Raw genomic sequence first — 14,301 nt, forward strand, 5'->3', positions numbered from 1 at the left:
TTGAGGCATTCACGGCGCCTCCGTAGTCTAAATGGCATGCGGTGGCTGTTGCTGTCCTTTCTGGCCAGTCCACAAAACGGAGCTGGAATGCTTTGTCGTGCGCTAGAGTTTAGTGAATCTCCCAAACTTGATGCAATCATCATCCGCCGGCTTCGGCACGCGGGACGGTTTCCTGAAGCGTCCGATTTTTGGCAGCCCATTGTGGCGGCACTTCCACGGTATAGAACTCTGGTTGTGCAGAAACCACACCTCACCCGGTCCATCATTCTGAAGGCCCCAGGTCCCTCTGGAGAAAAAGGTGTTCTGCTGATGTATTTCGAGTATAACTGGGTGCGGCTGGCCCTAGGCATCCCTGAAGCAGAATTCAAATGGCTGGACGATCATTATGATTTGATCCTTTCAACCAGTTGGTCCCCGACGGACTACGCCTCGTTAAGTCTGATTTTGGCCAGGACTTCGGGGCCGGTGTTTGTGCAGCCCTGCAATTATAAGGAGAGAAGCAAGCTGGCAAAGTTCCACCCGCGGATTGTGCCTCTGGAGAGCCTTCCTTGCGACTGGATCGATCCGCAGTTTTATTCTTCCGAAACAACCGGGGAACGGCCTATTGACATCCTCATGGTTGCCAACTGGGGCGAATTCAAAAGACACTGGGATTTTTTCAATGCTCTGCGCCATCTCCCCCCTCACTGGAGGCTGGTGCTGGTGGGCCAGAAAGAGGGCGGACGCGATGCCGATTTCATCTTAAAACTGGCACGGGAAATCGGTGTTCTTCAGCAGTTGGAAATCCACCAGTCAATCCCGGCTGAGCAGGTGTCACAGCTACAATTGCAAGCCCGGGTTTCATTGATTTTCAGCTTGCGAGAGGGCTGTTGCGTAGCCGCTGTGGAGTCCCTCTTTGCCGGGTGTGCCCTCGGCATCAGGGCAGACGCCCATGTCGGACCTCTGCATTACATACATGAACAGACTGGAAAGCGGCTGAGGCCTGGGCGCATCGCTCAGGACATTTATGATCTGCACCAGGCTGCGCCTTCACTCAAGCCGGCTGCATGGGCGATGGAAAATATCTCATGCCTTCAAACCCACGCCAAATTAACCCAAGTCCTGCGACAGCACTCTGAACAACGAGGGCTGCCATGGACACAAGACACGGTGCTACCCCACTGGCGTCCCTATCCGCGTCATGCAAAGGAGCAAGATGCGGAAGCTCTCCGGCCTGCCTATGAGGAATGTCACCGGCGTTTTCCTCAAGTCTTTTCGGCCGATCTGCTGGGCACATCCCACCGCTGAGCCGGCTTTATCTGCACTCTCATGGATACGCCCAATACCATCCCTCTGCCCGGGAACCAAAGGATTCTAGCCTTGGACACCCTGAGATTCATCGCCGCCATCATTGTCGTCTTTGAACATTGCAACTCGGTTTACTCAATGGTTCCAAAGCTGCCTTTTTTTCTCGCTGGTTTTTTCAATGCCAAGTCGGCGGTTGCTTTCTTTTTTGTCCTTAGCGGCTATGTGCTGCATTTGAGTCTGAAGAACAAAACGCTGACTCCCAGGTCTTACGCATCCTTCATGGTAAAGAGGGTTTTCCGGCTCTATCCGTTGTTTTATGTTTCGCTAGCGCTGGGAGCCCTTGTCTTGCTGGGCTTACCACTTTCCAGCATCGAAAGTCTGGTTAATAGCTATTTCACCTACGAAACGATCAGGCAAAATCATCATGATGTCTTTCAATGGCTGATGCAGACAACCATGGTCATGCCGCCGATCGAAAATACCTTCTTCAATCCTCCGATGTGGACGCTGACGGCTGAGCTGCGAATATCCATCCTCTTTCCTTTGCTTTCTGCCCTGCTGGCCATCCTTCATTGGCGGATCGCTCTGGCTGTTACTTTGCTGATCTTTTGCGCCAGCCCCACGCTGGCAGACTTTACCATACCCACGATTGGAATGATACCGCTCTTTGCGCTCGGCATTATCCTGGCGAGGCTGGTCGAGACCAAACCGGCCATGAAAGTGCCGACGGCAGGCCTGTTGGTTACCGGTATTTTGCTCTATTGTGCCGCCACGTGGTTGGACCGAAAAAGCATCGGCGTCCTCGGCCAGTTTTATGTGGCAGGCTTGGGATCCGCCATGATCATGCTGGCCACCATAAAAAACTCGTTCCTATCAACCTCGCTTTCCCGCCCCTGGCTGGTCTCTCTTGGCCAGTGCTCCTACGGCATCTACATTCTCCACTTTCCAATTTTGCTGCTCACTGCCTATGGCTTCTCCTTCATAAAGGTCCCTGCATTTATTTTCTTTGGAACTGTACTGGTTCTTACCACGCTTGTTTCCCTTCTTCTCTACGGCCTTGTTGAGGTCCCATTTATTAATATGGGGCGCAAGCTTGCCAAAAAGATTTAGCGCAATCCGGTGGTTCCACAAGCGTCCCATACTCTGCCCTCAAATACTTGAGCTAACCGGTTCCGAAACTTCAGCGTTCATTTAATGAGCGGCCAGAGCGCCGAAAGCCAATCAAAGCACGGAAATTTTGACCAGAGACATTGTCCACAGGGCTTTGCACAATCCCCGGATAAATCGGCCCCGTCCCCCCGTTCATGAAGTCGGTCACTTCATTTCATGAACCGTCTCCTGCCCATCTTCCTGGCGCTCCTTCCTTTTGCGATGTCCCCGGCGCAGTCCGCTGGGCCTAACCTTCTGCTCATCATTGCCGATGACTGCACTTACCGGGACCTGGGCGTCTATGGAGGCCAGGCCAAGACGCCGCACCTGAACAAGCTCGCCGCCGAAGGGATGAAGATGACGCGCTGCTTTCAGGCGGCGCCCATGTGCTCCCCCACGCGGCATTGTTTATACACGGGCCTTTATCCGGTGAAGTCCGGGGCCTATCCCAATCACACCTTTGCGCATGAGTGGGTGAAGAGCATCGCCCATTACTTGCAGGCGGGCGGTTACACTACGCACCTGTCTGGCAAGACCCACATCAATCCGCCGTCCGTCTTCCCCTTTGAATTCAGCAAGCGCAAAGGAGATAACAATCCAGATCCAGCCGTGTTTGAAGAGGTGCTGAAAGCGAGTGCCGAAAGCCGGAAGCCCTTCCTATTCATCGCCGCCTCCAATGAGCCGCACGGACCCTACACGAAGGGAGATCCTTCCGCTTATCCACCGGCCACCCTGGCCCTGCCGCCCATCTGGGTAGACACGCCGGAGACCCGCGCGGACTATTCCAAATACCTGGCCGAGATCACCTACTTCGATTCCCAGGTGGGTGAGCTGGTGGACCTGCTGGACCAAAACGGCCAACGTGAGAATACCCTGGTCATCGTCCTCAGCGAGCAGGGAAATTCTTTCCCTTTCGCCAAATGGACCTGTTACGATGCAGGGCTGCAGAGCGGCTGCATCGCCCGCTGGCCGGGGCAGGTGAAGGCGGGGGCGGAATCCGCCGCGCTGGTCGAATACGTGGACATCGTGCCCACTTTTCTGGAAGCCGCCGGCATCGCCCGCCCGGAGATCCTGGAGGGGCGCAGCTTCCTGCCGGTGCTGAGGGGCCAGGCTGACCGGCATAAGGAAGCCGTCTTCGGCCTGCAAACCACGCGCGGCATCAATGCAGGCTCGGAGTTTTACGGCGTGCGCAGCGTCCGCAATGACCGCTACCGCTACATCCGCAATTTCACCCCGGAGGCCATCTTTGAGTGCGCAGCCACCAAAGACGCTCCCTTTGCCAGCTGGCAGCGCCTGGCCAAGGACGGGGATGTGGCCGCCCAGACGCTGGTGACGGCCTACCAGCAGCGCCCGGGCGAGGAGCTTTACGACTGCGAGGCGGATCCGTGGAACCGCACCAATCTAATCGCCGATGAAAACCTCGCTTCCGTCCGCCAGGACCTCCGCACTCAGTTGGATGCCTGGATGAAACAACAAGGAGACCAAGGCCAGGCCACCGAGATGGCCGCCCTGGAGCGCATGCCCCGGAGCCAGAAGGAGCCCAAGAAAGGCAAAAAGAAAAAGAACAAGGCCGTCCAGTAACCCCCGCCGCTATCATTCCCCGGCCCTTCATAATGCGGGTTCCCGTCTGCCATACGCCCCTTCTCAATCCCAGGACTATAAGACTATCCGAATTTTGGCTTGCCGAAATGTCCCGCTGAACTACACTCAGTGCTCCTTTACCGGGACAAGGCACTGTTTTTTGGCAAGAGTGGGGTCTTCCCCGCTCTTTTTTGTCTGGTGAAGTCACCCTTTTTATGATCAGCGAACTTAAAGCACTATTCGATTACTACGAGAAAGAGAAAGGCATTGACCGCACCAAGATGGTCGAAGCCCTCTCCCAGGCGCTTCTCGCGGCCTCGAAGAAGAGCATCGGCCCTGCACGGGAGCTGCGCATTGATATTGACCCTGAGAAGGGCACCATCAAGGCGTGGGCCAAGCTGCTGGCCGTTGAGACTGTTTCCAATCCCTGGGAAGAGCTGCCGCTGGCCAAGGCGCGGATGATCAAAAAAGACGCCCAGCTCGGCGACGAGATTGACCTGGAAGTCACCCCGAAGAACATGGGCCGCATCGCCGCGCAGACGGCCAAGCAGACCATGCTCCAGCGCCTCCGCATGGCGGAAAAAGAAAACCTTTACGACGAGTTCAAGGACCGCACTGGCGACGTCGTCAACGGCACCATCCGCCGTTTTGACAAGTCCGACGTCATCGTGGATCTTGGCAAATTTGAGGGCTCCATGCCTTCCAAAGAACGCGTCTCCACGGAGGATTACACCCCCGGCGACCGCATGCGCTTCTACGTCAAGGCTGTGGAGCGCGAAGGTGCCCGTGGTCCGGAGATCATCCTCAGCCGTGCGCATGTCAATTTCGTCCGCCGCCTGTTTGAATTTGAAGTCAGCGAAATCGGCGACCGCACCGTGGAAATCGCCTCCATCGCCCGTGAGGCCGGCTACCGCACCAAGGTCGCCGTCCACAGCGCCGATGAAAAAGTTGACCCAGTCGGCGCATGCGTCGGCCTTCGTGGTGCCCGCGTGAAGAACATCGTCCGCGAGCTGAACAACGAGAAGGTGGACATCATCCGCTGGAAATCAGATCCGGCTGAATTTGTCCGCGAAGCCCTCAAGCCCATCAAGGTGCTATCCATCCAGGTGGCCCCAGACCAGAAGGCCGCCCGCCTCACCGTCAGCGAGGAAGACCTTTCCAAGGCCATCGGCCGCCGTGGCCAGAACGCCCGCCTCACCTCCCGCCTCGTCGGCATGGAGCTGAGCATTGAGCGTGACGAGCACGCCGCCGAAGTCTTCGAAGGCCAGCTCGATACCGCCGCCCATGACCTTGAGCGCGCACTTGGCATCAATCTTGATACTGCCCGAAAACTGGCTAATGGTGGCATGGGCGACTTGCAAATGCTCCTCCAGGCAGATGTGGAAGACATCGCCGAAGTCCTCGGGGACGACGAACAGCTTGCCCGTCAGGTTCACGCCCTCATTGCAGCTTATACTCCTAAAGCGTAGCTTATGAGCCGCGCCGCCTCACATCTCTTTAATCTCCAACCGACAGCCCGACCCGCCGTTCGAACGACCAACGTTTCTCATGCCAAGCCGATCCTCTTCATCCAAACCCGCCAAAACCGATTCCGCCAGCCCTGCTGACGGAAATGCTGCGGCTGAGAGCATGCCCCCCAAAAAAGCGGCGGCTAAAAAAGTGCTCTCATTGATCGAGGAGGACGGGAAACCGAAAAGCAGAGGCCCCCGGCGCGAAGCCACGCCTCTGCCTGCGCTCGGTGCCAAACCTGCACCCAAACCCGCTCCAAAAGCGACCGAGCCACCCAAGAAAACCCTGGATGATCACAAGCGTGAAGCGCTGAATCTTTTCGAAGACGACGACAAGCCCAAGGTCCGCCGCCGTCCGCCGGAACAGCCGACCTCCCTGCCGCCGATCTCCATGATCCGCGAGCCCGGCCCCGTCCAGGCCATGCCGCCGCCGCCCTCCCTGCCGACGCCTCCCGCGCCGCCCAAGGTGGAAGAAGCAGCCGCCCCTGAGTTTGAGCTGACTGAAACGGGTGAGAAAATCATCCACCTCAAGCCGCCGATCATCGTCAAGGAACTGGCCGAGCGGATGGGCCTGCGCCCGTTCAAGATCATCGCCGACCTCATCGCCCTCAAGGTCTTCGTCGCCAATGCCGACAAGGCCATTGACATCGAAGTGGCAGAAAAAGTCTGTGAAAAACACGGCTTCCATCTCGAGCGTGAGAAGCGCGAAAAAGGCGCCGGCGTCCACAAAGTGGAAGAAGTCATCGTCGAGCCTGAAGCCCAGGTCATTGAGGAAATGGAGGAGGACAAGCTTGAGCTCCGCGCCCCCATCATCACCTTCATGGGCCACGTTGACCATGGCAAGACCTCCCTTCTGGATGCCATCCGCAAGACCCAGGTCACTCACGGTGAGGCCGGCGGCATCACCCAGCACATCGGTGCCTACAGCGTCTTCCATGACGGCAAGCCCATCACTTTCATTGACACCCCCGGTCATGCCGCTTTCTCCGGCATGCGTGCCCGTGGCGCTCACGTCACGGACATTGTCGTCCTGATCATCGCGGCGGATGACGGCATCATGCCGCAGACTCGAGAGGCGCTGAACCACGCCAAGGCCGCCAATGTCACCATCATGGTGGCCATTAACAAATGCGACCTGCCGTCCGCAGACATCATGCGCGTCAAAGGCCAGCTTCAGGAAATCGGCCTCGCCCCTGTTGACTGGGGCGGCGATACCGAGGTCATGGAAGTTTCCGCCAAGTCCGGCCTCGGCATTGACAGCTTGCTGGAGACCATGGCCCTGCAGGCCGAGGTGCTCGAGCTCAAGGCCGACCCCAAAGCCCCGGCCCGCGCCACCGTCATCGAGTCCTCCATGGTGGAAGGCAAAGGCCCTGTGGCCACCGTCATCGTCCGCCAGGGCACGCTGAAAGTCGGCCAGCCCTTCATCTGCGGCCCGCACTGGGGCAAGTCCCGCGCCCTCATCAACGACCGTGGCGCTCCTATCAAGGAAGTCCGGCCCGGCATGCCCGTAGAGCTTGTCGGCTTCAGCGACATGCCTCACGTCGGTGACGAAGTCGTCGTCATGGACAGCGAGCGCTCCGTCAAGAAACTCAGCATCGAGCGCCTGGAAGAGCTCCGCCAGAAGAAGCTCACCGTCACCCGCCGCTCCACCCTGGAATCCCTCTTCAACAGCATTGATGAAGGCAACAAGAAGACCCTCAAGATCGTCCTCAAGGCCGATGTGCAGGGCTCCGTGGAAGCCATCGTCAAATGCTTGGGCGAGATCACCAGCGACAAGATCAACCAGAAGATCCTCCACTCCGATGTCGGCCCCATCACGGAATCCGACGTGCTTCTCGCCTCCGGGTCGGATGCCGTCATCATCGGCTTCAACACCAAGGTGGAGAACAAGGCGCTCAGCGTGGCCAAGCGCGAAGGCGTCCAGATCAAGCTTTACTCCATCATCTATGAGCTCATTGACCAGGTGAAGGATTCCATGACGGGCATGCTTGACCCGCTGACCCGTGAGAAGGTGCTCGGCCATGCCAAGGTCAAGCAGGTCTTCAAGGTTAACCGCGGTTACGTCGGTGGCTCCATCGTCACTGACGGCCGCATTGACCGCAAGCAGCGCGCCCGCGTCCTGCGCAACGGCCAGGCCGTCTATGACGGTGGTTTTGAAACCCTCCGCCGTTTCCACGATGAAGTCCCCGAGGTCCGTAACGGCCTTGAATGCGGCATCAAGCTCAGCGGCTTCAGCGATTACGAAGAAGGCGACGTCATCGAATGTTACGAACTGGAAAAATTCGCCCAGGTGCTCTAATAATGGAATAACCAAATTTAGAATAAAGGGTGTCGGGCCTCCTGGTCCGTCCCTTCATTCTGATTTCGTCATTCCTCATTCGTCATTCGTCATTCATTTATGTCTCAACGAGTCCTACGCGTCAGCGAACTGGTCAAGCGCGAGCTCAGCATGGTGCTGGAGCGCCTTTACCGCATGGATAACGCCATCCTCACCGTCCACGAGGTGCGCGCCACGCCGGACCTGAAACAGGCCTTTGCCTACATCGGCATCATCGCCACCGGCACGGTGGATGAGGAAGGCATCATCGAAAAGCTCAACAAGCAGCGCGGTGCCATCCAGCGTGAAGTGCACAAGCGCGTCATCATGAAGAACTCCCCGCAGATCTTCTTCCGCCTGGACAAGTCCGTGGAGAAAGGCGTACGCATTCTCAATGCCATTGACAACCTGCCCCCGCCTGCGGATCCGCTGCCGGAAGGCGAAGAAGAGCCGGATTTCAAATAAATAAGCCAGCGCATTGACCGGGCCGATGACTTCTCCTGTATTCCCGCGCGGTGCCCTCCTGGCCAGACTCGGCGCTTGGATGCAGGTCGCCCAGCTCCTCGGCCTCGCCGCCCTCCTGGCCACCCTGCACTCTGCCCGCAGCGCCAGCTCTCTGCCCAGCGCCACCGAGGCCAATGCTATCGAAGTCGCACGCGGTGAGACGATCATGAACGAGGCCACCCAGTACCTCTTCCTCGGCACCGGCATCGCTGTCATCGGCATGATCCTGGTCATCATCGCCGCCACTTATTACCGCTACCGCGCCCAGTGGTTCTTCTGGTTCCTCTGCATCTACGGAGCCGCCATGTGCATCTCCTACATGCTCCCCTTCGGCCTCTGCTTCCTCCTCATCGCCTACCTCAAGCGCAAAGAATTCGACCTCGACCCTGCCCCCGAACCCGGCACCATGGTCCGATAAAGTAGCCCGCACTGTCCCAGTGCGGAACGAAAGGTCAAAGAGGCCGGAAATCTCAAGGTCTCCAATGGCAGATTGGAATGTTGGCTTGTCAACAGCCCGATACCCCTACTTCTTCGCCTTCTTCTTGCCCTTCCCGTCCCCCTTTGCCGCCGCGACCTGGATCTGCGGCTTCGCCTCCGGGTGGGTGGCCAAGATGGCCGCCAGCTCCTTCACCACCTCCGGGCGCTCCGCCGCCAGGTTCTTCGTCTCCAGCGGGTCCTCCTGGTAATCATAGAGTTCCAGCGCATCCGGTGCCTCCTGGCTGCCCGCCTTCTTCCATTCCACCAGGCGGTAGTGGTCCGTCCGGATGGCACGGCCTAACAAATCATTGCGTGGATACACATGGATGATGCTTTCCCGCGTCTTCTGAGCCGGGTCCTTCACCACCGCTGCAAAGCTCTTTCCATCCAGCCTATCCGGCGCAGGCAGGCCAGCCAGCTCGCTCAGCGTCGGGTAAATGTCCACCGTCTCGATGAGCGATGACGTCTTCACCCCCTGCGAGGCTCCGGGTGCGGCCACGATCACCGGGATGCGCGCCGCCTGCTCATAGTTCGTGTGTTTGCACCACATGCTGTGGTCCCCCAGGTGCCAGCCATGGTCGCCCCAAAAGACAATGATCGTATTTTCCGCCAGTCCCGTGGCCTCCAGCGTATCCAGCACCCGGCCAAGCTGCCGGTCCATATAACTGGTGGCCGCATAATAACCATGGATCAGCCGGCGCGTCATCGCCTCATCAATAGGCCCCTTCGTCGGCATGTCTGAATACTGCCGCAGCTCGCCCCCCGCCTTGCCCGCATACTCCGGCGCACCCGCAGGAGCGGTGGTCACTTCCGGCATGGGCAGTTTCGCCGGATCATACAGATCCCAATATTTCTTCGGGGCCACAAACGGCAGGTGCGGTTTCATAAACCCCACCGCCATGAAAAACGGCTGACCAGGATTTTTCGCCGCCAGCTTCAGCCGCTTCACCGCCTCCTGGGCGATCAGCCCGTCCGCATAAGTCGTGTCTCCCACGTCCGCGCTTTCCGTCGCCCAGCCCCGGTCACTGCCCGTGCGCGAGGGCCGCGTCACCGACGTGCTTTCTGCATTCGCATACGCCTTGCCTTTCGGCTTCCAAGCCGGTACCGACCACGACGCCGCATCCTCCGTGTTGCCATGGCCCACGTGAAAAATCTTCCCCATCGCCTCCGCTGTATACCCCTGCTTCATGAAGTGCTGCGATATCGTCACCGCGTCCGGAGCGCCTTTGCGGAAGTTCGTGCTCAGTTCATAGATGCCCAGCGTCTGCGGCCTCAGGCCCGTCATCAGCGCATTGCGGGAAGGGGAGCACACCGCCTGGTTGCAATACGCCTTTTCAAAAAGCACCCCGCGTTTTGCCAGCCGGTCAATGTTCGGCGTTATGGCCACGGTGTCCCCATAGCTGCTGATCGTCGGCTTCAGATCGTCCACGCAGATCATTATCACATTCGGCTTAGCTGCAGAGACTGTCGCCGCCGCCAGCAGGAAAAGGGAAAAGAATATCAGTCGCAGACGCATAAGGCCGCTGGGAACGCCGCATTTGCATTCCGTCTTGCAATTCATGTCACGACTTCAGTAGCATGCAGCCACCAGCCCAACCACCCATGCGCCACCTCCTCACCCTTTTGCTCCTGGCCGTCACCCCTCTGGGCGCAGCCACCACCGTCAGCATCTCCGGCCAGGATTTTTACATCAACGGCAAGCCCACCTACCCCGGCCGCATCTGGCAGGGGACCCGCATCGAGGGCCTGCTCATGAATTCCCGCATGGTCCAGGCCACCTTTGACGACCGAAACCCGGACACTGCTGCCCAGTGGGCTTATCCCGATACCCAGACGTGGGATCCGGACCGCAACACCCGCGAATTCATCGCCGCTATGCCGGAATGGCGCGCCCACGGTCTCCTGGCCATCACCCTCAACCTCCAAGGCGGCTCCCCGCAGGGTTACTCCAAAGACCAGCCCTGGCATAACTCCGCCATCAACGACGACGGCAGCCTGGATCCCGCCTACCTCGCCCGGATGGAGCTGGTGATCCAAAAGGCCGATGAACTCGGCATGGCCGTCATCCTCGGCTACTTCTACTTTGGCCAGGACCAGCGTCTCAAGGATGAAGCCGCAGTCCTCCGCGCTGTGGATGGCATCACCCGCTGGATCCTGAAGAAAGGCTGGCGCAACGTCCTGGTGGAGATCAACAACGAGGCCAATGTCAAATACGACCACCCCATCCTGCAGCCGGACCGCGTCCATGAGCTCATTCTCCGCGTCAAGGCCATGAGCCAGGATGACCACCGCCTCCTCGTCAGCACTTCATTTGGCGGCGGCAAAGTCCCCAGCCCCGGCGTCATCAAAAATGCCGACTTTCTCCTCATTCATGGCAACGGCGTCAAAGGCCCCGCCGCCATGCGCCAGTTCATCACCCGTGTGAAAGAAGCCGCCCACGGCCACTCCTACCCCATCGTCATCAATGAAGACGACCACTTCGACTTCGCCGAAAAGGACAACAACTTCATCGCCGCCGTCAAACAGCGCATCTCCTGGGGCTACTTTGACTACCGCATGAAAGGCGAGTCCTTCGAGCAGGGCTACCAGAGCGTGCCTGTCAACTGGACGCTCAGCAGCGACCGCAAACGCGGCTTCTTTCAACTCCTCAAGCAGATCACCGGCGGCCTGTGACCTGAGCAAAATTTACACCGGGTCCTGGTGTGGCCTAACTAATGATGCTTCGACGGATTGTGGCCGGTGATTAGATTGTGCAAGTCAGTCCTCGGCAGGAGCAAAGATTTCGACCGTTCGTGGCTGGGCATCGGGGTAAACGACATGCCAGGCATTGCCATCGCTGTCTGTGATCAGCCAGGGATGCGTCAGGTAGGTGGACTGGTCCACTTTTTCCTGACTTGGGAGGGTTAGATAAAGCACCCGCTTGCCGGAAAAATCCAGCCAGTAAACCTTCACCGTTTCGCTGCTGCGATTGTGAAACGTGATCAGGGCTGTCGTGTCGCTGTTTTCGGACTTAATACCCTTTTTCTCGGCAGGATGGGCCTGTCCGGCGGGAAGCGGAAGGACGGGGGTCAACAAAAGTGACATGTAAATCCAAAACAAGGACGGTTTCATGGGCTTTTTCCTGTGGATAGATGGATTGACTCACTTTTGAACTGTCTTGTCCAGGTGCATGGCTGCACCCAGATTTGTTTCGTGATGAGATGCAAAAAAGCCGTGGATGTCAAGAACCCTCTAAAACAATACTTGGTTAGCCAGCAATTCCGGCAACCTCACCCGTCATCCTGCCGCGCCAGCCCCTGAAACCGGACCCTGCTCCGCTAGCAAGGCGCGGCACTCAGGCTCCTGCAGCACTCTGGGCAATGGGCGGATCCGTGACTTTTTAACTTCAGGATGCAGGGTGTGGCTCATGGTTAGGGAATGGCTCTTGTGAGGTAGGCCACCCTTGCGTCTGTTTCTGGCGGCTTCCACCCAAAATTGCCATTCGCATCCGGTCAGCAGTTCAGTCCCACCCTTTTGTCAGGCCCGAAAAGCTCGCAGCTGATCGCCCCTCACTGCGCACACAACCAGTCGGCCCAAGGGCTGCGAATGAGGGGTGGTTAGACTTTTTGAACCTTTATTCAACTACCCTTATGAGAGCACTTTGCTGGCATGGAAAATCTGATGTTCGTGTGGATACAGTCCCGGATCCTACAATCCTGGAACCCACGGATGCGATTATCAAAATCACCTCCACCGCCATTTGCGGTTCGGACCTTCATCTCTACGACGGCTTCATGCCGACAATGGAGAGCGGCGACATCCTGGGTCATGAACCCATGGGCTTTGTGGTGGAAGTAGGAAAGTCGGTGAAAAAACTCAAGAAAGGCGACCGCGTCGTCGTGCCTTTTGTAATCGCCTGCGGCTGCTGTTACTTCTGCTCCAAAACCCTCTACGCCTGCTGCGATGCCACCAATCCCAAACCGGAGCTGGGGGAAAAAGCCATGGGCCATGCCCCGGCGGGCCTGTTTGGTTATTCTCACATGACGGGCGGCTATGCGGGCGGCCAGGCGGAGTACCTGCGCGTGCCGCATGCCGATGTGGGCCCCATCCAGATCGAGTCCGGCCTCCCCGATGAGCAGGTGCTGTTTCTCTCTGACATCTTTCCAACCGGCTACATGGCAGCGGAGAATGCCGACATCGAGCCTGGGGATACAGTGGCCGTGTGGGGCTGCGGTCCCGTGGCTCAGATGTGCATCCAGAGCTGCTGGATGTTCGGGGCCGGGCGCGTCATCGCCATTGACCGCGTGCATGAGCGCCTGGCCATGGCGCGGAGCATGGGCCGCGCTGAGACGATCAATTTTGACGAGGAGGACGTCTATGAGCGGCTCCAGGAAATGACCGGCGGGCGCGGGCCAGACCGGTGCATTGACGCCGTGGGTTGTGAGGCCCATGGCGCAGGCAGTTTTGATGCCGTGGTGGACAAGGTCAAAGTCGCCGTCATGCTGGGCACCGATCGCGCCCATGCGCTGCGCCAGGCCCTTTTCTGCTGCCGCAAAGGGGGCACCGTCTCCGTGCCCGGAGTCTATGTGGGCATGGTGGATAATCTCCCTTTCGGTGGAGCCATGAACAAAGGCCTCACTATCAAAATGGGCCAGACGCATGTGCAAAGGTACACGCAGCCGCTGCTCGCCAAGATTGAGGCAGGCGAGATTGATCCCTCCTTCGTCATCACCCATCGCCGGACTTTGGAAGAAGCCCCAGATGCCTACAAGACTTTCCGGGACAAGGACGACGGCTGCATCAAGGTGGTGCTGAGACCTTGAGTGCGTGGCCGGTTATCCCATCCAGGATATAGAAAGAGAGGAAAGCTCCCACGCCTGGGGCTTTCCTCTTTCTCGCCCCAGACAGGATGTGATGAATGAACCCTTCAATCTTCGGAAGCCCCGGTCGGGTCTAACACTCTCTGACATTCTTGAGAAAGCTCGGGAACTACAGGCATCGAGTATTTACGGCCATTGGCATGCAAGTGCATCCAAAGGACATTGTGTGAACCGCGTTTGGCACCGGCTTCCGTGATCGAGTCAATCGGAATGCGCCAGATCAATTTGCCTCCCCTGTAAGCTATAATCTCAAGGCCAGTAAAGTGCCATTCCTGGTCGGTGTTCACCCAAAAGAAAGATGCCAAGCCAATGGAAGAAAACACGATCAACACGCCGGCCCAATCGTCGTTTGTAAATGGCAACTGTGAACGGGTCCGGAGAAGCAGAAGATAAAAAAACACCACCGCTGCAATGCCGAAGAATGATACAATAAAGTGGCATGCGATACGATCTTTCATTGGATTGCGAAACCGGCCGCGGATGCGGCGAAGGAACTCCAGATTATCGAGCAACTGGGCGGTCATTTCGCTGGAGCTGGTCTTCTGTTCAATCATTTGAAGGCCCTTTTGCAGAGGTGAATCCAGCGGCGAGTGGCAGTGGGATCATCGGTTCGTGGATG

General features: G+C 58.1%; 12 protein-coding genes. 9 read left to right on the forward strand and 3 right to left on the reverse strand.

The genetic code is table 11. The features are described 5' to 3' along the window. Positions 1–36: 36 nt before the first annotated feature. The 7 genes from WJU23_RS03645 to WJU23_RS03675 all read left to right on the forward strand — a co-directional run bounded on the left by WJU23_RS03645 (position 37) and on the right by WJU23_RS03675 (position 8,764). Complete coding sequence (locus WJU23_RS03645) at positions 37–1,287, forward strand: glycosyltransferase (protein WP_346331176.1); 1,251 nt, start codon at positions 37–39, stop codon at positions 1,285–1,287. 21 nt (positions 1,288–1,308) lie between these two features. Then, on the forward strand, positions 1,309–2,397 hold the full coding sequence (locus WJU23_RS03650; RefSeq protein WP_346331177.1) for an acyltransferase: 1,089 nt from the start codon (positions 1,309–1,311) through the stop codon (positions 2,395–2,397). Positions 2,398–2,613: 216 nt separating this feature from the next. Then, entirely contained in the window at positions 2,614–4,017 is a 1,404-nt protein-coding gene (locus tag WJU23_RS03655; protein WP_346331178.1) for a sulfatase, read from the forward strand. Positions 4,018–4,232: 215 nt separating this feature from the next. Beyond that, the gene (nusA, locus tag WJU23_RS03660; protein WP_346331179.1) at positions 4,233–5,486 is read left to right on the forward strand and encodes a transcription termination factor NusA; all 1,254 of its coding nucleotides are present in this window, start codon (positions 4,233–4,235) and stop codon (positions 5,484–5,486) included. Between the two features lie 79 nt (positions 5,487–5,565). After that, positions 5,566–7,824: a translation initiation factor IF-2 gene (infB, locus tag WJU23_RS03665; RefSeq protein ID WP_346331180.1), complete on the forward strand. Its 2,259-nt coding sequence runs from the start codon at positions 5,566–5,568 to the stop codon at positions 7,822–7,824. Positions 7,825–7,923: 99 nt separating this feature from the next. Next, positions 7,924–8,307, forward strand: a complete 384-nt coding sequence (rbfA, locus tag WJU23_RS03670; protein ID WP_346331181.1) for a 30S ribosome-binding factor RbfA — start codon at positions 7,924–7,926, stop codon at positions 8,305–8,307. 25 nt (positions 8,308–8,332) lie between these two features. Further along, positions 8,333–8,764 (forward strand): hypothetical protein, encoded by a 432-nt coding sequence (locus WJU23_RS03675; protein ID WP_346331182.1) that lies wholly within the window; start codon positions 8,333–8,335, stop codon positions 8,762–8,764. A 105-nt stretch (positions 8,765–8,869) separates the two neighbouring features. Here WJU23_RS03675 and WJU23_RS03680 read toward each other — a convergent pair whose 3' ends face one another. Beyond that, on the reverse strand, positions 8,870–10,339 hold the full coding sequence (locus WJU23_RS03680) for a sulfatase (protein ID WP_346331183.1): 1,470 nt from the start codon (positions 10,337–10,339) through the stop codon (positions 8,870–8,872). An 86-nt stretch (positions 10,340–10,425) separates the two neighbouring features. On the opposite strand from WJU23_RS03680, the gene WJU23_RS03685 reads away from it, so the two are divergent. After that, positions 10,426–11,496, forward strand: a complete 1,071-nt coding sequence (locus WJU23_RS03685; RefSeq protein WP_346331184.1) for a hypothetical protein — start codon at positions 10,426–10,428, stop codon at positions 11,494–11,496. 84 nt (positions 11,497–11,580) lie between these two features. Here the strand turns inward: WJU23_RS03685 and WJU23_RS03690 are convergent, their stop codons facing one another. Beyond that, positions 11,581–11,907 carry a hypothetical protein gene (locus WJU23_RS03690; protein WP_346331185.1) on the reverse strand — a complete coding sequence of 109 codons (327 nt, stop codon included), beginning with the start codon at positions 11,905–11,907 and terminating at the stop codon, positions 11,581–11,583. Between the two features lie 545 nt (positions 11,908–12,452). Here WJU23_RS03690 and WJU23_RS03695 point away from each other — a divergent pair. Further along, entirely contained in the window at positions 12,453–13,625 is a 1,173-nt protein-coding gene (locus WJU23_RS03695; protein ID WP_346331186.1) for a zinc-dependent alcohol dehydrogenase, read from the forward strand. 104 nt (positions 13,626–13,729) lie between these two features. Here the strand turns inward: WJU23_RS03695 and WJU23_RS03700 are convergent, their stop codons facing one another. Next, positions 13,730–14,236 (reverse strand): hypothetical protein, encoded by a 507-nt coding sequence (locus WJU23_RS03700; protein ID WP_346331187.1) that lies wholly within the window; start codon positions 14,234–14,236, stop codon positions 13,730–13,732. Positions 14,237–14,301: the final 65 nt, after the last annotated feature.

Origin of the sequence: Prosthecobacter sp. SYSU 5D2, assembly GCF_039655865.1 — a bacterium.
Lineage (GTDB): Bacteria > Verrucomicrobiota > Verrucomicrobiia > Verrucomicrobiales > Verrucomicrobiaceae > Prosthecobacter.